20 protein-coding genes are annotated in these 19,509 nt (G+C 44.7%); 10 read left to right on the top strand and 10 right to left on the bottom strand.

Annotated elements, in window-relative coordinates; all coding sequences use genetic code 11:
• Nucleotides 1–52 precede the first annotated feature (52 nt).
• Nucleotides 53–1,684 carry a mucoidy inhibitor MuiA family protein gene (locus ACTXGJ_RS06920; protein ID WP_443565476.1) on the top strand — a complete coding sequence of 544 codons (1,632 nt, stop codon included), beginning with the start codon at nucleotides 53–55 and terminating at the stop codon, nucleotides 1,682–1,684.
• Between the two features lie 138 nt (nucleotides 1,685–1,822).
• Complete coding sequence (locus ACTXGJ_RS06915; protein WP_443565475.1) at nucleotides 1,823–2,665, top strand: NRDE family protein; 843 nt, start codon at nucleotides 1,823–1,825, stop codon at nucleotides 2,663–2,665.
• A gap of 238 nt (nucleotides 2,666–2,903) precedes the next feature.
• Here ACTXGJ_RS06915 and ACTXGJ_RS06910 read toward each other — a convergent pair whose 3' ends face one another.
• Nucleotides 2,904–3,425 carry an RNA pyrophosphohydrolase gene (locus ACTXGJ_RS06910; RefSeq protein ID WP_025646064.1) on the bottom strand — a complete coding sequence of 174 codons (522 nt, stop codon included), beginning with the start codon at nucleotides 3,423–3,425 and terminating at the stop codon, nucleotides 2,904–2,906.
• Between the two features lie 379 nt (nucleotides 3,426–3,804).
• Here ACTXGJ_RS06910 and ACTXGJ_RS06905 point away from each other — a divergent pair, with 379 nt between their 5' ends.
• Together ACTXGJ_RS06905 and ACTXGJ_RS06900 are read left to right on the top strand one after the other, a co-directional pair.
• Nucleotides 3,805–4,218 (top strand): OsmC family protein, encoded by a 414-nt coding sequence (locus tag ACTXGJ_RS06905; protein ID WP_443565474.1) that lies wholly within the window; start codon nucleotides 3,805–3,807, stop codon nucleotides 4,216–4,218.
• A gap of 15 nt (nucleotides 4,219–4,233) precedes the next feature.
• Nucleotides 4,234–4,659, top strand: a complete 426-nt coding sequence (locus tag ACTXGJ_RS06900; RefSeq protein WP_443565473.1) for an MAPEG family protein — start codon at nucleotides 4,234–4,236, stop codon at nucleotides 4,657–4,659.
• Between the two features lie 117 nt (nucleotides 4,660–4,776).
• Here the strand turns inward: ACTXGJ_RS06900 and ACTXGJ_RS06895 are convergent, their stop codons facing one another.
• From ACTXGJ_RS06895 to ACTXGJ_RS06865, 7 genes are all read right to left on the bottom strand, one after another.
• On the bottom strand, nucleotides 4,777–5,778 hold the full coding sequence (locus ACTXGJ_RS06895; protein ID WP_443565471.1) for a tRNA dihydrouridine synthase: 1,002 nt from the start codon (nucleotides 5,776–5,778) through the stop codon (nucleotides 4,777–4,779).
• A gap of 255 nt (nucleotides 5,779–6,033) precedes the next feature.
• Nucleotides 6,034–7,530 carry a UvrD-helicase domain-containing protein gene (locus tag ACTXGJ_RS06890; protein WP_439242368.1) on the bottom strand — a complete coding sequence of 499 codons (1,497 nt, stop codon included), beginning with the start codon at nucleotides 7,528–7,530 and terminating at the stop codon, nucleotides 6,034–6,036.
• Nucleotides 7,531–7,783: 253 nt separating this feature from the next.
• Nucleotides 7,784–8,521, bottom strand: coding sequence for a twin-arginine translocase subunit TatC (gene tatC / locus ACTXGJ_RS06885; protein ID WP_439242419.1), 738 nt, complete (start codon nucleotides 8,519–8,521; stop codon nucleotides 7,784–7,786).
• Nucleotides 8,522–8,646: 125 nt separating this feature from the next.
• A complete protein-coding gene (gene tatB, locus ACTXGJ_RS06880; protein WP_443565469.1) occupies nucleotides 8,647–9,333 on the bottom strand; it encodes a Sec-independent protein translocase protein TatB in 687 nt (228 codons plus the stop codon).
• Nucleotides 9,334–9,408: 75 nt separating this feature from the next.
• Entirely contained in the window at nucleotides 9,409–9,690 is a 282-nt protein-coding gene (gene tatA / locus ACTXGJ_RS06875) for a Sec-independent protein translocase subunit TatA (protein WP_439242372.1), read from the bottom strand.
• 250 nt (nucleotides 9,691–9,940) lie between these two features.
• On the bottom strand, nucleotides 9,941–10,780 hold the full coding sequence (hisIE, locus tag ACTXGJ_RS06870) for a bifunctional phosphoribosyl-AMP cyclohydrolase/phosphoribosyl-ATP diphosphatase HisIE (RefSeq protein ID WP_443565467.1): 840 nt from the start codon (nucleotides 10,778–10,780) through the stop codon (nucleotides 9,941–9,943).
• 133 nt (nucleotides 10,781–10,913) lie between these two features.
• On the bottom strand, nucleotides 10,914–11,366 hold the full coding sequence (locus tag ACTXGJ_RS06865; RefSeq protein WP_439242376.1) for an acyl-CoA thioesterase: 453 nt from the start codon (nucleotides 11,364–11,366) through the stop codon (nucleotides 10,914–10,916).
• Nucleotides 11,367–11,798: 432 nt separating this feature from the next.
• Between ACTXGJ_RS06865 and rpmI the strand changes: the two genes are divergently transcribed.
• The 5 genes from rpmI to ACTXGJ_RS06840 all read left to right on the top strand — a co-directional run bounded on the left by rpmI (nucleotide 11,799) and on the right by ACTXGJ_RS06840 (nucleotide 16,668).
• Nucleotides 11,799–11,996 (top strand): 50S ribosomal protein L35, encoded by a 198-nt coding sequence (gene rpmI, locus ACTXGJ_RS06860; protein WP_439242378.1) that lies wholly within the window; start codon nucleotides 11,799–11,801, stop codon nucleotides 11,994–11,996.
• 52 nt (nucleotides 11,997–12,048) lie between these two features.
• A complete protein-coding gene (rplT, locus tag ACTXGJ_RS06855; RefSeq protein ID WP_439242380.1) occupies nucleotides 12,049–12,405 on the top strand; it encodes a 50S ribosomal protein L20 in 357 nt (118 codons plus the stop codon).
• 271 nt (nucleotides 12,406–12,676) lie between these two features.
• Nucleotides 12,677–13,729, top strand: coding sequence for a phenylalanine--tRNA ligase subunit alpha (gene pheS / locus ACTXGJ_RS06850; protein ID WP_443565466.1), 1,053 nt, complete (start codon nucleotides 12,677–12,679; stop codon nucleotides 13,727–13,729).
• Nucleotides 13,730–13,826: 97 nt separating this feature from the next.
• Nucleotides 13,827–16,232: a phenylalanine--tRNA ligase subunit beta gene (gene pheT / locus ACTXGJ_RS06845; RefSeq protein WP_443565465.1), complete on the top strand. Its 2,406-nt coding sequence runs from the start codon at nucleotides 13,827–13,829 to the stop codon at nucleotides 16,230–16,232.
• A 136-nt stretch (nucleotides 16,233–16,368) separates the two neighbouring features.
• Entirely contained in the window at nucleotides 16,369–16,668 is a 300-nt protein-coding gene (locus ACTXGJ_RS06840; protein WP_439242386.1) for an integration host factor subunit alpha, read from the top strand.
• Between the two features lie 298 nt (nucleotides 16,669–16,966).
• Here the strand turns inward: ACTXGJ_RS06840 and ACTXGJ_RS06835 are convergent, their stop codons facing one another.
• On the bottom strand, nucleotides 16,967–17,323 hold the full coding sequence (locus tag ACTXGJ_RS06835; RefSeq protein ID WP_439242388.1) for a hypothetical protein: 357 nt from the start codon (nucleotides 17,321–17,323) through the stop codon (nucleotides 16,967–16,969).
• 590 nt (nucleotides 17,324–17,913) lie between these two features.
• Between ACTXGJ_RS06835 and ypfJ the strand changes: the two genes are divergently transcribed.
• A complete protein-coding gene (ypfJ, locus tag ACTXGJ_RS06830) occupies nucleotides 17,914–18,801 on the top strand; it encodes a KPN_02809 family neutral zinc metallopeptidase (RefSeq protein WP_443565464.1) in 888 nt (295 codons plus the stop codon).
• Nucleotides 18,802–18,958: 157 nt separating this feature from the next.
• Here ypfJ and ACTXGJ_RS06825 read toward each other — a convergent pair whose 3' ends face one another.
• Nucleotides 18,959–19,201: a hypothetical protein gene (locus ACTXGJ_RS06825; RefSeq protein WP_439244559.1), complete on the bottom strand. Its 243-nt coding sequence runs from the start codon at nucleotides 19,199–19,201 to the stop codon at nucleotides 18,959–18,961.
• Nucleotides 19,202–19,509: the final 308 nt, after the last annotated feature.

Genomic DNA, 19,509 nt, shown 5'->3' with positions numbered 1-19,509 from the left:
AAACGAGATTTGAGCGATTTATTGCAAAAATAAGATAAGACTAAGGAAAGCCATGAAAATCTATCAGTCAAATAGAGCCATGCTGACTCAGCAAAGACTAGGCACAATACCAAGCTCGGTATTTGTGCTAACAGCGTTGGGCTTCTTGCTGCACCCTATCAGTGCTCAAGCGGCTGAAAGTGGCATTGAGCAAATCACTATTTATCAAGGTTTGGCTAGCGTCACGCGTACGCTGCCGATTGCTGGTAGCGGTGAGCAAACGTTAGTGTTTTCTTGCTTGTCGCCTTATCTTGATCAAGATAGCTTAAGCGTACAAGCGCTTGGCGACGTCAATGTCGGTGAAGTCAGTATCGAGACTTTAAGCGGTGAGCAAGCTCAACTGTGCCAGTATCAAGGCGATGCTAAGGTGAAAACACAGCAAAATAATTTGGCTAGTATCAAAGCCGATTTGGACGCGGCGCGTTTAGCCAAAGCCTATCTACAAAACATGACCAAAGTCAGCCAAATCAGTATCGAGGGCACTTTGGCAAGCAATGCCCGCGAGTTAGAGACGCAGGCCGCTGCTATCAATAAAAGAATCCTTGAGATTGAGCAGCAGCAAGCCCGCGCGCAAGATGCACTCAATCAGCTAATAGCTGGTAGCAGCACGACCACGCAAAATAGCGTCACTCAAGTCAGCGTACGTACCGCTAGCCGTACGCCAAATACTCTTAAGCTGCACTATCAAGTGCGCGGTGCGAGCTGGCAGCCGACTTATCAAGCACGGCTCAATACCGATAACAAGCAGCTCAGTATCACCGCCTCGGCGATCATCGCGCAGCAAACCGGCGAGAACTGGCAAAACGTGCCTTTGATACTTAGCTCGGTTAATCCCAATCAAAATGCGACAGGCCAGCTGCCTTATGTACAGCGCTTATCTTTGTACGACGAGCAGCAGCAAGCTAAAGTCGCAAGATACGCGCAGCCGATGATGGAAGCACCGGTAGTCGTGGTTTCAGCAGATGAAAGCGCTGGGGCAATGGCAAATATGGCGCCGCTACCGAGCTTTGCGGTCAGTCAACAAAACAAAAACGGCATTACCGAATATCGCTTGCCGCAGCGCATCAGTATTCCAAGTGATGGCAGGCATGTGCGTACCGTCATCGATGAGCAGGCAGGCACCAGTAAGCTGTGGATTCGAAGTACGCCAAGTGCGGAGCTGGCAGGCTATTGGTATGCGTCCGCGCCGTTCTTGACTCCGGCTTGGGTGGATGGCTCTCTGCAACTGTACCGTGATGATAATTATATCGGGCGAACGCGTTATAGTTATCAGTTGCTAAAAGAGCAAGGTATTGGCTTTGGCATTGATAATAATATGCTGGTTAAACAACTGGTCGATGAAGATAAACAAGGCGAGAAAGGCGCGTTTAATCGCACCCAAACGTTAACTAAAACCGAGGCTTATCAGTTTACTAATAAGCATAATAAAACGGTGAATCTAAAAGTATTAGGTAGCGAACCTATCAGTCGCGATGATAACTTAAAAGTTACCGTCACTCATACACCGCCAGTTAGCGTCCATGATTGGAATAGCAATCAAGGGGTCGTCGCTTGGGACTTTAATTTAGCGCCTCAGCAATCACAAGTGCTGCAGACGACTTCGCAAGTGAGCTATCCGGCTAATAAAGAATTGGTTAAGAATTAAATAATAACTAAAATGAGTCATCGCAGACTGGGTTTTTAACCCAGTATTATATTTTTATAAAACCTTAGCGTTGAATCAAAAAGCTAGCCTATAACAATGGCATTAAATTGTTAAGAGGAAACAGAACAAAGGAAAACTATGTGTATTGTCGCTATCGCTTGGCAGCTGTTTGATGAGCTGCCATTAGTATTATTATCCAATCGTGATGAGTTCTTAGCGCGTCCTACCGAGTCGCTACACCAGTGGTCAGATCAGCCTATTTATGCTGGCCGCGACAGCCAAAGCGGGGGCACTTGGTTAGGCATTCATCAGCAAGAGCATCAACAGCAGAGTCAACAACAGAATCAGCAGTCTACCGAAGACAATCAAAACGGACGCTGGGCGGCGGTATTGAACTTTCGCGATGGCGTACAAGCAAGAGTAGATGAGCGTTCGCGTGGCGAATTAGTGACCAGTTTTTTGACCAGTCAACTGAGCCCAATGGCTTTTGCACGGGAGATTGAGCTGCAAGACTATGCAGGCTTTAATCTAATCGTTGGTGATAGGCAGCAAGCGGTTATCGTCAATAACCGTGGCCATGCGCCAACCGCTTTGCATGCGGGATTGCATGTTTTCTCAAATGGACAGCCTAATGAGGGTTGGTTCAAAACCGAAAAGCTACGCGGGCGCTTGCGTCAAGAAGTCCTACCGCTAATCGCTGAGGATAGCTCGCTTAAGTATTGGCAAGCGGCTGCACTTAATGCGATGTCGGATAACACCGCAGCGCCTGAGGAAAAACTGCCGGAAACGGGCGTGCCAAAAGCCATAGAGCAAGCATTATCATCCGTGTATATCGATGCGGTCGCTCTGAGTAATACTGATACGCCAATGCCAAGTTATGGCACGCGTACGCAAAGTATTTTAACCTTATATAATAAGCAGGATGAGTCAGGAATAACGGCACAATTGATTAGCCGTGAAACTGATAATGCTAAAGGTTAGGAAGCGGGCGTTCCACTCAATATTGTGATGTCATACACGGTGAACGGTGCCTGAAAAGCACCCTACAAAAGCTAAGCTATCAGTAAACGTAGGGTGCATTCCATGCCCCTGAAAGTCGTAAAAATGGAGTAATACTTCATTAGGCTTGTCAGAAAAATAGCTACAGACATAAAAAATGCCCGCCATAACATCTGATTGTTTAGACATTACAGCGAGCGTTTTTCATTTGCACAAGCGTCTATTCCATCAATAAATGATTGTTTTGTTCCGGAATAATCAGCTCTTGTCTAAGGGGTAGTTCGCGTGCCAGCTCTTGCAAAGCACGGCGATACACCCCGCGTTTAAAGTGAATCACTTGTCCGAGCGGATACCAGTAGCTGACCCATTGCCAATGGTCAAATTCAGGTTTACCCTCGTCAAAGCGGATGTGTTGAGTGTTCGGCTCATCTAAGCGTAGCAAAAACCATTTCTGTTTTTGCCCAATACATAAAGGATACTGCCCATGGCGCACGTAGCGCTTTGGCAAGCGATAGCGTAGCCAGTCTTGAGTGACCGCCAATAAGTCGACATGGCGCGGATGTAGCCCGACCTCTTCCCAGAGTTCGCGATACATCGCATCCATTGGCGTCTCGCCGCGGTCGATACCGCCTTGCGGGAACTGCCAAGCGTTGTGACCGATACGCTTTGCCCACAGTACTTGCCCTTGTGTATTTGCCAAGATAATGCCGACATTGGCGCGAAAGCCGTCTGCATCTATCATGACCTAACCTTTTCATTTATTTACAAACAACTTATTACTAGGTGACATCCGATAGCCAACATAATTATTATAAGATAGTAAATATCGATGCCGTATTAGAATAAGTTTTATTACCCTTATTAAAACAAGAAATGGTCAAAATGTGTAACGATAATTTGCTATAAAATGTTTCACGAATTTAACGCTTTAAAATCAGTCACTTAAAAAATAACATTTGTTGAATGGTAATAAGGCTGTTAATAACAAAATTTGCTCACTTAGGCTTATGCAGGTTCTGAGTTTGTTATTCTAGATAAACCCTAGATGAAACTAATGCTAAACTAGTGCTACACTAACCGCATGAATCATTACAGCAAATAAATAAGACTAGGATAAAGAAATGGCACAATCAAAAGCGAGCGTAAGTTGGCAAGAGAATAAAGCTTTTATGGGCGTAGCGCCATCAGGGCATAACGTTCAGATCGATGCCGATAAAGAGAAAGGCGCAAGTCCCATGGAGCTGGTACTACTAGGGCTTGGCGGCTGTGCCAGTTACGATGTAGTGTCTATTTTACAAAAATCTCGTCAAGAGGTGCAGGATGTACGCTGTGAGCTGACCGCCCAGCGGGCGGAAACTATCCCAGCGGTGTACACAGATATCCATCTACATTTCGTGGTTACCGGACAAGATATCGTTGAAAAACAAGTTGAGAAGGCGATTAAACTATCCGCTGATAAGTACTGCTCAGCCAGCCGTATGCTGGTAGATGGCGGCGTCAACATCACTCATGATTTTGTCATAACAACGGGATAAGGGGCAGAGTGACAGATGAATCACCTTTTTGGCTTTATCCCTGATACGGCTGCTGCCGCGATATGGGCAATGGTGGTCGCCAGTTTATTACCGCTACTGATGGCACTAATGGCAAAGGTTTTTGGCGGCTTTAGTCTCTCGGATAACGCCCATCCGCGAGATTTTCTGCAGCAAACCACAGGCGCTTCGGCGCGTGCTAATGCTGCTCAGCAAAACAGCTATGAGACACTACCGGTATTTTTGGCAGCGGTGATAGTCGCGATGTTGTTCTTTGTGCCGCAGTCTATTATCAATATTTTAGCTTGGTTATATGTGATTATCCGTATCGGTTACTGCGTGGCTTATATTACCAACTTAGCGACTTTTCGCTCTATCCTTTGGGCGCTATCGATGGCCTGTCCGCTGATGTTGTTTTATCTAGCGATTCGAATTAGCGCTTAAGCTCAGCGTTTGGCTGTTTGAGAGTTTGGCTGTTAAGGCCAAATGCTAAGCACTAAGTGCTAAAGCGCCAAGGATTAAAAATAGCATTTGATGACAACTTTGATTTTGCATTCCTTATTAGCTACTCGCTTGTAAAGCGGTGATGATAGCCGCTTTATCTTTCTCCCTTTTAATCTCATTCCAGAGGTTTTGTGCTTCAGGATAGCCTTTGGTCAGCATACCCAGCCACTGCTTATAACGTCCGACTAGCACCACATCATTTTTTGCTTCGCCCTGTAAAAATTTAATTTGATGGGCTATTAAATCTTGCCAAAGTAATACCGATTTTTTTAACGATTCGTCTTCAGGGAAATCCGCTGTATCCACTTGCGCAATCAAATCAGGCCGGGTCACCGCCCCGCGTCCTAGCATCAGATGTTTCGTGCCTGATTGCCTGATACATAACTGCGCTTGCTCACTGTTCCAAATCTCCCCATTAGCAATCACTGGTATATCTAGACTATTAAACCCTTGAATCTTTTCCCAATAAGCAGGCGGCTTATAGCCTTGGGTTTTCGTGCGGGCATGAATGGTTAGCCAATCGGCGCCACTAGCTGCGATAGCGCCTCGAATGTCATCCATACGGCTGGTATCGGTATAGCCCAAACGTATCTTTGCTGAGACTGGAGTATCACTAGGCACTGCTTTTCTGACTGCACTGATAATCTTAAACATGACTTCAGGCTCATCAAGTAGCACGGAACCGCCACGATGACTGTTGACGGTCTTGGCGGGACAACCAAAGTTAATATCGATAGCCGGCGCACCAAGCGCGCAAGCAAAGGCGGCATTTTCCGCCATCAACTGCGCTTCGCTACCAAGCAGCTGAATATGAATAGGCGTACCGGAAGCAGTCTTGGCATTATGATGCAGCTCTGGCACATATTTATAAAACACATGCGCAGGCAAGACGGTTTGGGTGACCCGTATAAACTCGCTAACGGACCAATCATAGGGACGACCCAAATCGGCGGCAATCTGCGTCAAGATCTGCCGCATCAAAGGATCGGTTAAGCCCTCCATCGGTGCTAACAGACGGACGGGATTATTAAATAAGTGATTAAATAGTTTATTGGACATAGTATAAGGATTTAAAGTTTTAGCTCTTTTCAATAGGTGGGTTACGCTTCGCTAACCACATCCAATATCGAAAAATTGGAGCCAAGTCAATTATACACAACATTCATAGGAGTTCGCGTAGGCTGGAGCTTTAGCCCAACAAACCCTTATGCAAAATTAAAATGTTGATTGATAAATACAAAGTTTGAAGTCTAGTCACGACGTCTATGAGTTCAATGTACATAAAAATTGCGAATTTCAAAATAAATTAGCAAACTAATTGCCAAAAATAACCTTCTTGCCCGACTGCAAACCTGAAATCAGTGGCCCAATATTAGCAATATCTAAGTTGCTTTGCGCGCGGGTACAAGCGACATAAAGTAAGCGTAGCTCTTCTGGACTAATCTTAATACCGTTGGTGGTGACGTCATAATAGAAGTCATCGTCCAACTGCACTTTTCCCCACTCAAGCCCTTTGGCTTTATGCGCGGTTGAAATGACATAGTCGGCGTTCTCGATGCGGGTTAAGCTATTTACCGCGCGCGTCAAGACGCTAGTGCCGTGATCATCGACCAATTTAACCAAGGTTTTTAGATCGCTACCCTCAGAAGTTTCTGAATACTCTTGTACATCCGACCAATTATAAAAATACGCCAGCTCTGGTACGCCATAAGCGGACTTGCCATTTTTGAGGTTTTCTGCCGCTTGGCAGAATTTTAGCATACGCTCGGTATCGGCTTGTAGCGCGACGCGGTGACCTAACTTTAGGCCAGTCAATAACTGCACCATCGCCGCGGCATTAGTACGACAAAGGATGGCATCTTTTTTACTATGTATCAGGCCTTTCTCAGTAGAAGAATGCTTGTTTGGATTGCCTTTGAGAGGTACATCCTCTTGTAGCGCTTTGAGGAGAGTATTAGCCACTTCTGCGATAGGTTCGCCGAAGCGAAACGACTGCGTTAATAAGGTTTGCGGTAGCGGTAGTTTTTTCATCGCATTGACCGCGCCGCGCCACTCATAGATCTGCTGATGGGCGTCGCCAACATAGATAACTTGCTTTGATTGCTGGGTCAGGATACCCATCATCAAAGGATCAGCATCCTGCGCTTCATCAAATAAGATAAAGTCTGCTGGAATATTTGGCTTCGATAGCGCCCACAGCTTAAGATAAATATCATGCCCAATACCGGCAGGATGACGCGCGTCAATCGACTGTAGCCAGCGCTGCTCGACCGCTGGATAGAGCATCTCTCGTAGCTGCTCAGCGTCAGTATCATCGAGCCAGTTCGGGAAGGCAAGATGCCTAGGTGCCGGGTAGCTAGCATGGGTGCTACAAAAATTACTAACCGCGTCACTGACAAATCTGGCGAGTCGTGCTGGCGTTAAAGTGATATATTTATTCGAGCCTTCTATTTGCCGACGTACTTGCACCGGCTGCAAACCTAGATCATCGCCCAAGCGTTTCGGAGAAAAGCGCGGCAAAGATAACTTAGCGGTAATATCTCGCGGCACATGACGATAGGCGAGCGAATGAAAGGTCCGGCAGTCGACATGTCCTGGAAACTTGGCGCGTGCATCATTAGCAATGGCTTTGTTAAAGGCTAAATACAAACCGCGCCCGCGTAGCCGCTCGCCGATGAGCTTAAGGGTCGTGGTCTTACCCGCGCCGGCATAAGCCACCACCTTAAACGACTTATGATCCATCGCCATATTGAGCGCGGCAAGCTGCTCATCGGTAGGGTCACTCATATAAGCGGGCATAGATGCGGACATAAAAAACTACCTAAATATAAAGACAGAGTAAAATAAAAGGCACGGGGCTAAAAAAAGCCACTGCGTAAACAATGGCTCATTAGAAAAGAACAGACGCGAAGAGAAGCGCTTTCTTGATTAGATAAAACAGGCAAATAAACGTTGATTTTAGCAGATTTGATCTCTCTTTATGATCAAACGTTTGCTATAAGCAGTCATCGTCTCACAACGCTCTAATCATTTCATAAAAGTATTTATTTCGCTTTGGCTTTTGTTAACGATCTGAATGGTCAGTGATTAGATCTTCTTTTTTCTCTTTAAGTAAAATCTTAGCTAGAAATAAGCCTAACTCAAACAATAACCACATCGGAAACGCAAGCATCAGCATCGACACGCCATCCGGCGGTGTCACGACTGCGGATATAGCAAAACAGCCAACAATGATATAACGGCGTTTATCCTCTAAGCTTTGAATGGAGACAATACCGACCAATATCAACAGCAAAGTCACCACTGGAATCTCAAAAGTCAGTCCAAACACCATAAATAATTTCAGTGCAAAGCTCAGATAACTATCGATATCGGTCATCGGCAACACGTTTTGTGGTGCAAAAACGATAAAGAATTTAAGTACGCCTTTGAGGACGATAAAATAAGCAAAAGCCACGCCAGCATAAAAAAGAATGATCGATGACAACAGTACCGGAATAGCAACTTTTTTCTCTTTTTTGTACAGCCCGGGCGCGACAAAGGACCAAATTTGATAAAGAATATAAGGCATGGCAAAAAAGGCCGCCACAAATATAGTCAAGCGAATCGGCGCCATAAAGTTAGAAGTGATATCGGTGGCGATCATTGTCGAATTAGCGGGCAGCTGCGCTACCAGTGGATCAGACAAAAAGTCATAAAGCTCACGCGAGAAACCAACCAACGCTAAAAATATGATCAATACCGCGACGCAGATCTTGATGAGATGCCGACGCAGCTCAATCAAATGCTCAGTGATGGGCATGTCTGCAAGAGACCCTAATAAATCATCGGTTTTATCATCGTTGTTATCGCCAGCGGAAGAGGCGCTATCTACTGAATCCTCGTGAGCTATTTTTTCTTGTCGGCTCTTTTGTCTTTTAAATAATTTCATAGATTCGCCTTTCCATTATGAGGCATTGAATTGCCCTCATCGGTTTGGCTATAGAGCAAAGTATCGGCTTTATAATTCGGCAAATAGGGCGGAGCAGGGAGACGGCGCGCTTGATCATAAGCACCTAGACGAAACCACATGTTTTCCCAAGGCCGCGTCAGAGTCAGCTGGCTAATAAGATCGCTATGGGATAAATCGTCTACCGCTTCAGGATTAACAGCGCTACTCCCGTCTTGATAGCCGTAACCATAACTAGAGCCTGCAGACTGGACTGGCTTGGAGTCAGTATCACGGTTATCAGGAGTGCTTGGATTATCAAGGGAGCTTTTATTGTCAAAGGAGCTTTCAGGGCTTTTGGAGTTAGTAGCGTTAGCTTCTGCGCCTTTTAGACTGTGATTCTGTGCCGACTCAAACTCTTGCATGCTCCCGCGCATCTCAGCCATCTCGCGACGCATTTGTGCTTCTGTCTCACGAATTTTGGCCATCTCTTTTTGCATCTGCTGGCGGGTTTCTGCCAGATCAAGCTCAGCCTCTATTTCAGACTGTAGTGTTGAGACAGTACGGCGAATCTTGGCATACCATTGGCCAGCAGTCCGCGCCGCTTGTGGCAGCTTTTCTGGGCCAAGCACGATTAAGGCAATAACGCCGAATAAGAGTAATTCTGAAAATCCGATATCAAACATAAGGCCTGAGCATCACTATCTATAGAGCAGGTAAAAATAACCGCCGCAGCGGCTGATACTAACTACTCTGTCGAACTAAACTTTATGTTGATCATCGCTTGCAGCAGGACTGATTTCAATATCATCAACTTTGGTGCCGTGCGTTTTGTTAGCACTACTCTTGGGGGACACGCCAGCTTCATGATCGAGTACGCGGTGTTTATTAGCATGTTCGGCTTCTTCATCCTTGACCGCTTCTTTAAAGCCTTTGACCGCGCCGCCTAGATCTTTACCGGCATTTCTAAGCTTAGAGGTACCGAATACGACTACGACGACGACCAAGAGAATGAGCCAATGCGTAATGGAAAAACTACCCATAACGTTATCCTTATCACTTAATATGCTGAGTTTATTGATTGTTATATTGACGAGTATACTGAGACGCTAGCAAACTCACAATGATAATCATCAAAGTAAAATAACAAAGTACAATAATAATCTTAAGTATAACAAGGCGCTATTATAACCTCCCTAAGGTTTTTTGGGTAAAAACAATGAGTGAAGTGTTCAACACCACTGTCGCTGACAGGGTTAAACGAATCCTTGCTATAAAACCCATAGCTCATGCCTAGCGAGCGTTTTTCTCATCAATACCCGAAAGACCAAAACGCCGTCCCAACTCATCGAGTACGGCTTTAGACTCAATATCGAACCAAGCCAGACCAATTAAACTATGAAACCAGACATCGGCCACTTCGTAAATAAACTCATGACGCGCCGCATCGTAAGCTTCTTTGTCTACTTGCGCGTCACTACTGGCCAAATCTTTGGCAGCAATAATGCTCTCGGTCGCTTCTTCGCCTACTTTTTCTAATATCTTATTGAGACCTTTTGCGTAGAGGCTTGCAACATAAGAGCTATCACTATCTGCCTGCTTACGGGCAATGAGCACTTGATCGAGCTGCTGCAAAATGGAGTCTTCAGCTCGCGGGCTTTGGTGATTTTTATGAGACAAATCAGTGTCCGTTTCACTCGCAGCGTCTGTAACATTATGACTTTTAGGGTTCGCACTATAAATATCGGCAGGGTCTTTCAATATCGGATCCACCGCTTGCCAAGTGGGCTCTGAGCCAGACAAGTCCAAGCGCTGATAAAAGCAAGACTCACGGCCGGTATGGCAGGCGATACCGCCCACTTGGGTAACGCTAAGCACGATGACATCGGCGTCACAGTCTAAATGAATATCGTGTACGTGCTGCGTATGCCCTGAGGTCTCGCCTTTATGCCACAGCTGATTACGAGAGCGCGAAAAATAGACCGCCGTTTGTGTTTGCGCGGTCAGTTGCAGCGCTTCGCTATTCATCCATGCCATCATCAAGATACGTCCTGATTGATGGTCTTGCGCGATCGCTGGGATGAGTCCATCGGAGTTAAAAGTTATAGCAGTGAGCCAAGCCGGTACAGTCATAGTATCTCTAGCGTCTGATAAGAAGAGGGAAGGGCGGTGGATTAGTATTAAACTAGACAGATAATACTATACAGGTCGCTTAAATGCGATACGATAATAGGGAAAACAATAAGAAAAAGCACAAAGGTAGGGCTTAGGCGTTAGCCTGTTTACACTGATCGAGAGCTTGTTTGATCGTCTTGTTCAGCGTCGTTACTTTGCCCGAGCGATAATCATAATTGACAAAATGCTGGCGTGATTTGGCCACCAAAGAGCCGTCATCCATGCGCGTGACCTTAATATTGATATCGCAGCCTTTAGTAGATAACTGCTGTACGCCTACCTCAAATAACAGCGCTTCACGCGTGCGCACCATACTAAAAAGGTTCAATTGCATATCAACGATGATGAGACCTTGGTAATCGGCATGAATCTGTTGGATACCTTTGGCGTATAAGAACCTTTCTCGAGTCTCAGACAATAGATGAGCTAGAGACTCTGGCGTCAAAAAATTACCGACACCAATCTCATTATTTCTCACCCGCATGACCGTCTCAAAGACGAACACAGTATCATCGAAGACTAGCTCTCGGTCTGTTGGTATCATCGATAGTATCTCCCAAAAGGATGCTTTAAAAGGTAGAGGCTTGGAAATGCCTACGCTGAATCATTGATGCTACGTATTAATATAGGAATCTATATAGAAGCTTGTATTGTTAGAGAACAATATATTCAAATATATGAATACATTACTATTTAAGCATAGCAGTAGGCTGATTTCAATATATTTGGTGATGAGTGGTAGCATTGTGCGCTAAAAGGATAAATAAGGCGCTCTTAAGGAAAATTCACTCCTATAAAAATGTTTAACTATTTAGACCTGAAAATTTAAACTTTGATTGGCAAATTAGTAGTGAGTCTGCTAAAATAGCGCCTCCCACCTCGAGGCAAATGGTTGAATGATGAGCGAATTTTTATTAATCGCTGATAACAATCGTTTGACGACCAGGTTCTATCAAAGACAAAGAGGCAACTCATCATGAAAGTTAAGATGAAAACTAGAAGCGGCGCCGCAAAACGCTTCAAAAAAACAGCGAATGGCTTCAAGCGCAAGCAAGCCTTCAAAAGCCATATTTTGACCAAGAAATCTCCTAAGCGTATCCGCCAATTACGTGGTCTAAAGATGGTGGACAAATCTGACGAAGCAGCAGTTCGTCGTATGTGCCCATACATCTAATCGATCATTGCAATTTATCGCTTACTATATCTAAAGAATCTTGGAGTAAATTATGGCCCGTGTAAAACGTGGTGTACAGGCAAATCGCCGTCACAAAAAAATCCTAAAACGTGCAAAAGGCTACTACGGTGCCCGTTCACGTGTTTATCGTGTAGCAGTACAAGCCGTAACGAAAGCGGGTCAATACGCTTATCGTGACCGCCGCAACAAGAAACGTACTTTCCGTCGTCTATGGATCGCACGTATCAATGCTGGCGCGCGTTTAAACGGTTTAAGCTACAGCCGCTTTATCAACGGTATGAAAAAAGCTAACATCGATATCGATCGTCGCGTTCTAGCTGACATCGCTATGCATGATGCAGCTACTTTTAGCGTACTAGTTGAAAAAGCGAAAGCAGAATTGGCTTAAGTATTAGCTACCCTTAGACTTTATCGTTAAGCGTTTAAGGGCAAGTTGATAACTATGATTAGGTCAATATAAAAGAAGCTACCGCTAGTCGGTGGCTTTTTTTATATCTTTGTCTCGTCCTCAAACAGGCATAGAATTGACGATAGCTAATATCGCTATATTCAACAGTTAAGTTATTCATCGCTCCAGATAAAAAGACGGTAAATAATTTGCAATATTTGCGCAAACCCTTACAATCTATACTCTGTCTATACCAGGAATAATGCGTCTTATGACTACCCCTGCTGCTACCGATTTGTCGGCGCTACCGACTCTATCTTCGCAATTAAATGAGCTCGATGAAGCGCAGTTAAACGGTTTTGCCGATGCTGCTATAGCGCTGATTGCGCAAGCAACTGCTGTGCCAGAACTACAAGAGCTAAGGGTACAGCTAACCGGCAAAAAAAGCTCGCTTACCAGTTGGTCAAAACAAATGGGGCAACTTGCTGCCGATGACAAAAAGACTTATGGCGGCTGGTTACATCAAGTCCGCAGCCGTATTGGACAAGCGCTCACTGAGCAGCAGCAACAACTCGAGATTGCAGCCTTAAATGCGAAGCTTGCAAAAGAGAGTATCGATATTACTTTGCCCGCTCGCGGCGGTCAAAAAGGTCACTTGCATCCAGTGACTATGATTACTCAGCGTATGCAGCAGTTTTTTGTGCAAGCAGGCTTCAACGTGGCGACTGGCCCTGAAGTTGAGAGCGACTATTATAACTTTGAAGCTTTAAACATTCCCTCGCATCATCCTGCGCGCGCTATGCATGATACCTTTTATTTTGACGCGCACTATTTATTGCGCACGCATACTAGCCCGGTGCAAATTCGTACCATGGAGCAAGGCGAGCCGCCGATTCGTATTATCTGTCCAGGCCGCGTCTATCGCAATGATTCAGACCAAACGCATTCGCCGATGTTTCATCAGTTAGAAGGGCTAATGGTCACTGAATCGAGCACCTTTGCTGAGCTAAAAGGTCTGATTAGCGAGTTCTTGCAAGCGTTTTTTGGCAAAGAGCTGACCGTTCGTTTCCGTCCGTCGTTTTTTCCGTTCACTGAACCTTCTGCCGAAGTCGATATCTTAGATGATAATGGTAAGTGGCTAGAAGTCATGGGCTGCGGTATGGTACATCCGCAAGTATTAACCAATTGCGGTATCGATAGCGATAAATACACAGGTTTCGCTTTTGGGATGGGTATCGAGCGTTTTGCGATGCTCTATTACGGTATTGATGATTTGCGTTTGTTTTTCCAAAACGACGTGCGCTTTTTGCAGCAATTTGGCTAAATGTTTGTCTACTGGTGACTTGTTTTTACGGCACTGACTGCTTATAGGCCTCCCCTTACTAAGAATCTTTATTATAAAATTCAGATCCGAGATATTTATGAAAATTAGCGAACAATGGCTACGTCAATGGGTGAACCCCGCCAATACTAGCGAGCAGTTAGCTGAGCAGCTAACGATGGCAGGGCTTGAGATTGATGATCGTTTTGCAGTTGCCCGCCCTTTTAATGGTGTGCTCGTCGGCGAAGTTATCAGCGTGGAACAACATCCAGATGCCGATAAGCTGCGCGTCACTCAGGTAAATATCGGTGCCGCTGAACCATTACAGATCGTCTGCGGCGCACCCAATGTTTACGCCGGGATGAAAGCGCCTGTTGCTACCGTTGGTGCTGTGTTGCCAAGTGATGATAAGACAGGTTTCAAAATTAAAAAAAGCAAACTGCGCGGCGTAGCCTCAAACGGTATGCTTTGCGGGGCCTCTGAGATTGATTTAGTTGATGATATCGATGGTCTACTTGAGCTACCTGACGATGCCCCGATTGGCACTGATATCCGTGAGTATTTAGGCTTAGATAATCAAATATTAGATATTTCTATCACTCCGAACCGTGGCGACTGCTTCAGCGTACGCGGTATCGCTCGTGAAATAGCCGTTATTAATGAGCTAGCAGTACAAACGCCAGAGATAAGTTTAGCTTTTGCTGCTAATGAAGAGGCAAAAACCCCTAATGTGAAGGTCGCTGCCACCGAGCAGTGCCCGCGTTATTTGCTGCAAGCGATTAGCACTATCGATCGTAGTATTGATACGCCAAAATGGATGAGTGACGCGCTCATTCAATCAGGTCTACGTACCCATAACTTCTTGGTCGATGTGACCAACTATGTATTGATGGAGCTGGGACAGCCTTTGCACGCTTTTGATGCCGATACTATCAAAGGCGATATCCAAGTGCGTTTGGCGCAGCCGCAAGAAAGCCTTACTTTACTCAATGATCAGACGCTAACTTTAGTCGGTGATGAGCTGGTCATCGTTGATGATGCAGGTATCTTAGCTCTTGCTGGTATTATGGGCGGCAAACGTAGTAGCGTCACTGAGACCACGACCAATATTTTGCTAGAGAGTGCATTTTTCAGTCCGCTGGCTATCGCCGGTCGTGCTCGCCGTTTTGGTCTGCATACCGACGCTTCCCAGCGCTTTGAGCGTGGCGTTGATTTTGAGTTGCCACAACTCGCTTTGGCGCGTGCTCGCGAATTAATCACCGCAGTCACAGGCGGCATAGCTGGATCTATAGTGAGCGCTGAAAGTCCTACAGAGCTGCCACTGCGCGCGCCGATATCTTTACCGATTGCCAAGGTAGGCGAGGTGATAGGCGTCGATATCGAACCTGAGACGATGATACGCATTTTGACTCAGCTTGGCTTTGAAATGGAGCAGCAAGGTGAGGTTTTAAAAGCTACGCCGCCATCGCATCGCTTCGATATGAGTATTGCAGAGGATTTGATAGAAGAGATTGCGCGAATATACGGTTACGACAATATCCCAAGTACCTTGCCTCATCTACAAGTCAGCATGGACTATGACGATACTGCAGATTTGACCCATGAGATGAAGCTGGCCTTAGTCGATATCGGCTATATGGAAGCGATTAGCTTTAGCTTTAGTGATGCAAAAATAGAAGCGCTGATCGAAGATGAAGCGCTAGGGGAAGTACTAGCGCTGGCCAATCCGATATCGAGTGATTTAGCCGTGATGCGCCGTACGCTATTATCTAGTTTGCTGCCTTGTGTTCAGTATAACCTCAACCGACAACAGTCGCGTGTACGCTTTTTTGAGACTGGCCTAAGCTTTGTTGGTCATAGCATCAGTGAATTAGTACAGACGCCTAGCATAGCTCTCGTTGCTGTAGGGAATGTTTGGGATGAGCAAGCCTACCAAAACCGTGCAGTGGATTTTTATGATCTTAAGCATGATGTAGAGCACTTGCTACCTGCCTTAATCGACGGCACGCGTGTACGTTATGAACGTAGTGAATTGGACTTTTTACACCCAGGTCAAAGCGCTAAGCTCTATATCGATGATCGCTACGTAGGGTGGCTCGGTCAACTGCATCCTAATACCGCCAAGCAGCTTGATCTGCCAGCGACTTGGGTCGCTCAGCTCTCATTAGTGCCCTTATTAGAATTAGCTCGTGAACAGCAGACGATCACCACCCCAAGCAAGTTTCCACAGATACGCCGTGATATCGCTATTTTAGTCGATGATAAAATTAGCTTGCAGACCCTACAAACCACGATACGTAGCGCGGCAGGAACGTTGTTAACTGATTTATGGTTATTCGATGTTTATCAAGGCGATAACGTGCCTGCAGGTCAGCATTCATTAGCGTTTGCATTGGTATGGCAAGATCATAGCCAAACCTTGTCCGATGACACGGTGAAAACAACCACCGATAAAGTAGTTGCTGCTTTGAGCGAGCAGCATGGAGCTCAGTTGCGCGATAGCTAAGCGGTACTAACTGATGCTAACTGATGCTAACTGGTTATTTTTAAAGAATTTTATGATAACTAGTCGTCAATCTATAAAAAAATCCTTTATAATGATAGGGGTTATAAATCAAACTGCACCAATCAGGAGTCGCACTGTGAGTACCCTAACAAAATCGGATATGATTGAACATTTAATGGATCACCTCAACCTAAGCCGTCAAGAAGGGCGCTGTCTGGTCGAGAATTTTTTCGATGAGTTGTCTGAGAGTTTGATTGAAGGTAAGGAAGTTAAGCTTTCAGGGTTTGGCAACTTCGAGCTCAAAGACAAGAGCAGTCGTCCAGGTCGCAACCCTAAAACGGGTGAGCCCGTAGCGGTATCTGCGCGTCGTGTGGTCACTTTTAAGACGGGCCAAAAATTTCGCCAAAAAGTCGATGAGCATTTGTTTGAAGCTTAGTTTTTGCTTTGAAGTGCGAGTATTGTTTTAGTTTAAAAAATATTCGATTCAATCTACAATTATCATTATGTTACTAGAGCGAGTTTTGGTCAGCGTGTACGGTAGCTTCACTATTCTCAAAAGGAGCTTGGGTATTTTATAAACCAAAAAGCGCCTAAGTGATGATAACTCCTAAATAAAGAGCCCCTAACTAAAAGAGTGGTTCGATAGAATACGAAATAGTAACCACAAAAAAAGAGAGCCTAGGCTCTCTTTTTTATTAGTCAGTATTTATTACCAGAGTAATAGATGACTAAGCTTATTCTTCTACAACAACAACGTCGTCAGCAGCGTCTACAGCAGCTGGATCAGTTTCGCTAGCAACATCCATGCTAGTAGTTGTACCGTCGACAGGAACTTCAGCGTCCATCTCGTCAGTAGCAGTAGCAGCTTGTGCTTCAGCGATGTCAGCTTCAGCATCAGTTACAGCAGCTTCAGCGTCAGCAGAAACAACTTCGCCTTCAGCAGCAGCTTCGTTTAGCTCTTCTTGAGCGTCTTGCACTTCTTCTTGTGCGTCAGATAAATCTTCAGCAGCGTTCTCAGTGCTGCTATCGCAAGCAGTCAAGCCAAAAGTTGCAGTCATGATACCGGCTAATGCAAGTAGTTTAACGTTCATAAGGTTTTCTCCAGAAAATGAAATAGTATGATAGCTATAATAAAAGGTTGAATACAAGGGACACTTAACGCTAGATACTTATAGGTATCTTTATATTTAAGTATCTTTATATTCAACCATCAATGGTTACAGCTACTCAGCTTCCCCGCATTCTATACTCTTTTTTTGAGAATGAAAAGACTTTATGTGATTAATGAGCAATAAAAATGTAAACAATATTTACAAACCCTAGTCTGATACCATTTTTCGTATAAAGTAATTGAAATGATTACTTTAATCCTTTCAATTAAGGGTAAGACCGTACTAAAGCTCATTTTTTAATGAGTTTGAGCTAAGCTTTTCAAGCTTAAATAGGCTTTGGTATTGTGCTCATAAATAGATATAGCTACTAATACAAAATACAATAAATAACGCAAATTCAGTCTAACTTTGTATTGTCTGTACCAATAAAGATTGTACTATTGAAGGAAAATGGTTGTCGTTTAAAGATTTGATGTTTTGTTGAGATTTTGTAGTTGAAAAAATAGGTTTAACTTTGGGATTATGGATTAGATTCAGAATAAATGATTATTTTATAGAGGATAGCAGTTATGAAGTGGAGAGGCAGAAGAGGTAGTACGAACGTACGTACTAGCAGCGGCGGCGGTAAAATGATAGGGGGTGGTATAGGCGGTATTATTATCGCCGGTATTTTATGGCTAGTATTTGGAGTCAATCCCATGACCGCGCTACAAACGGGACAAGTTGTAACCGGCGGCGGAGGCAGTTCTACAACTGAAGTAGCGACTAGTGATGACCGTGATACCCAGTTCGTGCAAGTGGTATTAGCAGATACTGAAGAGGTTTGGGGACAGATTTTTAATGAAGGCGGAAAAACCTATCAAGAGCCTTCGTTGGTGCTATTTAATGGTCAAGTTAGCTCAGCTTGTGGAAGCGCAACTGCAGCGACAGGGCCTTTTTATTGTCCAGGAGATCAGACAATTTATCTTGATACTACTTTTTTTCAAGAGATGCGTCAAAATCTAGGCATCAGTGGCGATCAGCAAGGCTCTGGTGAGCAAGAAAACCAAGGTAAGGCGGGTGACTTTGCCCAAGCTTATGTTATTTCGCACGAAGTAGGTCATCATGTGCAGACGTTGTTGGGCATCAGTCAGCAGGTCAATCAAGCTCGACAACAAGTGACACAAGCCCAAGGGAATCATTTGTCTGTATTGCAAGAGCTACAAGCCGATTGTTTTGCGGGGGTATGGGCCAATCGTAATCAACAACGAGTACAGTTCCTAGAGCCAGGGGATATCAATGAGGCGATTAATGCTGCCGGACAAATAGGCGATGATCGTCTAGCACAAGCCAGTGGCCGCGCTGCAACGCCAGATAGCTTTACCCATGGTACGAGTCAACAGCGCGTGGATTGGTTCACTCGTGGCCTTGAGAGCGGTAACGTGCAATCTTGCGATACTTTTAGCGGTGCTTTATAACAGATAGCGATTAGCAGTGATTTATAATGAAAAGCACTATCCTCAATTATTAAGCATCAGTACGATCAGTAACGGGCACTAAAAAAGCCTACCTTTTACTATAAGGTAGGCTTTTTCATTTAAGCTTAATTGTTATTAAACAATGACAGAAACTGAGTTACTTTCTGCTGTTATCAAGAATATAAGCACCTGCGCCACCAATCGCAGCACCGCCAAGTGCGCCACGAGCAATGTCTTTACTATCGCCGCCACTTCTAATAAGTGCACCAGCCGCTGCGCCAGCAGCTGTACCTTTAGCAGTATTGCTCAGGCCACTGTTATAACCAGTAGAGTTACAACCTGTCATAATTAATGCTGAACTTGTAATCGCAGTCATGGCAAAAGTTTTAGCAAATTTCATATCATCACCTATTAAATTGTAAAATTGATCACTATTTTTTGTCATCGATAACTAATCATTAGTAGCAAATTATTATCGAAGAAAACGCTTATTCGTACTGTCACTACTTATCATTGTTATCATATACGAATGATAGAGTAGAAAACTATTAATATAGCAATTATTAATAAAGATCAATACAGAGGAAATACACTTGTACTACTGCTCATAGTACCTGGATTATAGCGTTTAGTCGTATTGAATACGCTATTCTTTACAGCTGAGCTGTAAGCGATGTGTCTATACTGTTTCCTTAGTAGGAGTTTGAC

It is taken from the genome of Psychrobacter sp. 1Y11, assembly GCF_052259045.1.
Classification (GTDB): Bacteria; Pseudomonadota; Gammaproteobacteria; order Pseudomonadales; family Moraxellaceae; genus Psychrobacter.
This window is presented reverse-complemented; position numbering and strand designations above follow the sequence as displayed.

Excerpts from the sequence above, each read along its gene's own strand:
- ACTXGJ_RS06835 (WP_439242388.1), bottom strand. The coding sequence starts at position 17,323 with ATGAACGTTAAACTACTTGCATTAGCCGGTATCATGACTGCAACTTTT.
- ACTXGJ_RS06890 (WP_439242368.1), bottom strand. The coding sequence starts at position 7,530 with ATGTCCGCATCTATGCCCGCTTATATGAGTGACCCTACCGATGAGCAG.
- tatB (WP_443565469.1), bottom strand. The coding sequence starts at position 9,333 with ATGTTTGATATCGGATTTTCAGAATTACTCTTATTCGGCGTTATTGCC.
- pheS (WP_443565466.1), top strand. The coding sequence starts at position 12,677 with ATGACTACCCCTGCTGCTACCGATTTGTCGGCGCTACCGACTCTATCT.
- ACTXGJ_RS06905 (WP_443565474.1), top strand. The coding sequence starts at position 3,805 with ATGGCACAATCAAAAGCGAGCGTAAGTTGGCAAGAGAATAAAGCTTTT.
- ACTXGJ_RS06825 (WP_439244559.1), bottom strand. The coding sequence starts at position 19,201 with ATGAAATTTGCTAAAACTTTTGCCATGACTGCGATTACAAGTTCAGCA.
- tatC (WP_439242419.1), bottom strand. The coding sequence starts at position 8,521 with ATGCCCATCACTGAGCATTTGATTGAGCTGCGTCGGCATCTCATCAAG.
- ACTXGJ_RS06920 (WP_443565476.1), top strand. The coding sequence starts at position 53 with ATGAAAATCTATCAGTCAAATAGAGCCATGCTGACTCAGCAAAGACTA.
- ACTXGJ_RS06900 (WP_443565473.1), top strand. The coding sequence starts at position 4,234 with ATGAATCACCTTTTTGGCTTTATCCCTGATACGGCTGCTGCCGCGATA.
- rplT (WP_439242380.1), top strand. The coding sequence starts at position 12,049 with ATGGCCCGTGTAAAACGTGGTGTACAGGCAAATCGCCGTCACAAAAAA.
- ACTXGJ_RS06915 (WP_443565475.1), top strand. The coding sequence starts at position 1,823 with ATGTGTATTGTCGCTATCGCTTGGCAGCTGTTTGATGAGCTGCCATTA.
- pheT (WP_443565465.1), top strand. The coding sequence starts at position 13,827 with ATGAAAATTAGCGAACAATGGCTACGTCAATGGGTGAACCCCGCCAAT.
- tatA (WP_439242372.1), bottom strand. The coding sequence starts at position 9,690 with ATGGGTAGTTTTTCCATTACGCATTGGCTCATTCTCTTGGTCGTCGTC.
- ACTXGJ_RS06865 (WP_439242376.1), bottom strand. The coding sequence starts at position 11,366 with ATGATACCAACAGACCGAGAGCTAGTCTTCGATGATACTGTGTTCGTC.
- ACTXGJ_RS06910 (WP_025646064.1), bottom strand. The coding sequence starts at position 3,425 with ATGATAGATGCAGACGGCTTTCGCGCCAATGTCGGCATTATCTTGGCA.
- rpmI (WP_439242378.1), top strand. The coding sequence starts at position 11,799 with ATGAAAGTTAAGATGAAAACTAGAAGCGGCGCCGCAAAACGCTTCAAA.
- ACTXGJ_RS06895 (WP_443565471.1), bottom strand. The coding sequence starts at position 5,778 with ATGTCCAATAAACTATTTAATCACTTATTTAATAATCCCGTCCGTCTG.
- hisIE (WP_443565467.1), bottom strand. The coding sequence starts at position 10,780 with ATGACTGTACCGGCTTGGCTCACTGCTATAACTTTTAACTCCGATGGA.
- ypfJ (WP_443565464.1), top strand. The coding sequence starts at position 17,914 with ATGAAGTGGAGAGGCAGAAGAGGTAGTACGAACGTACGTACTAGCAGC.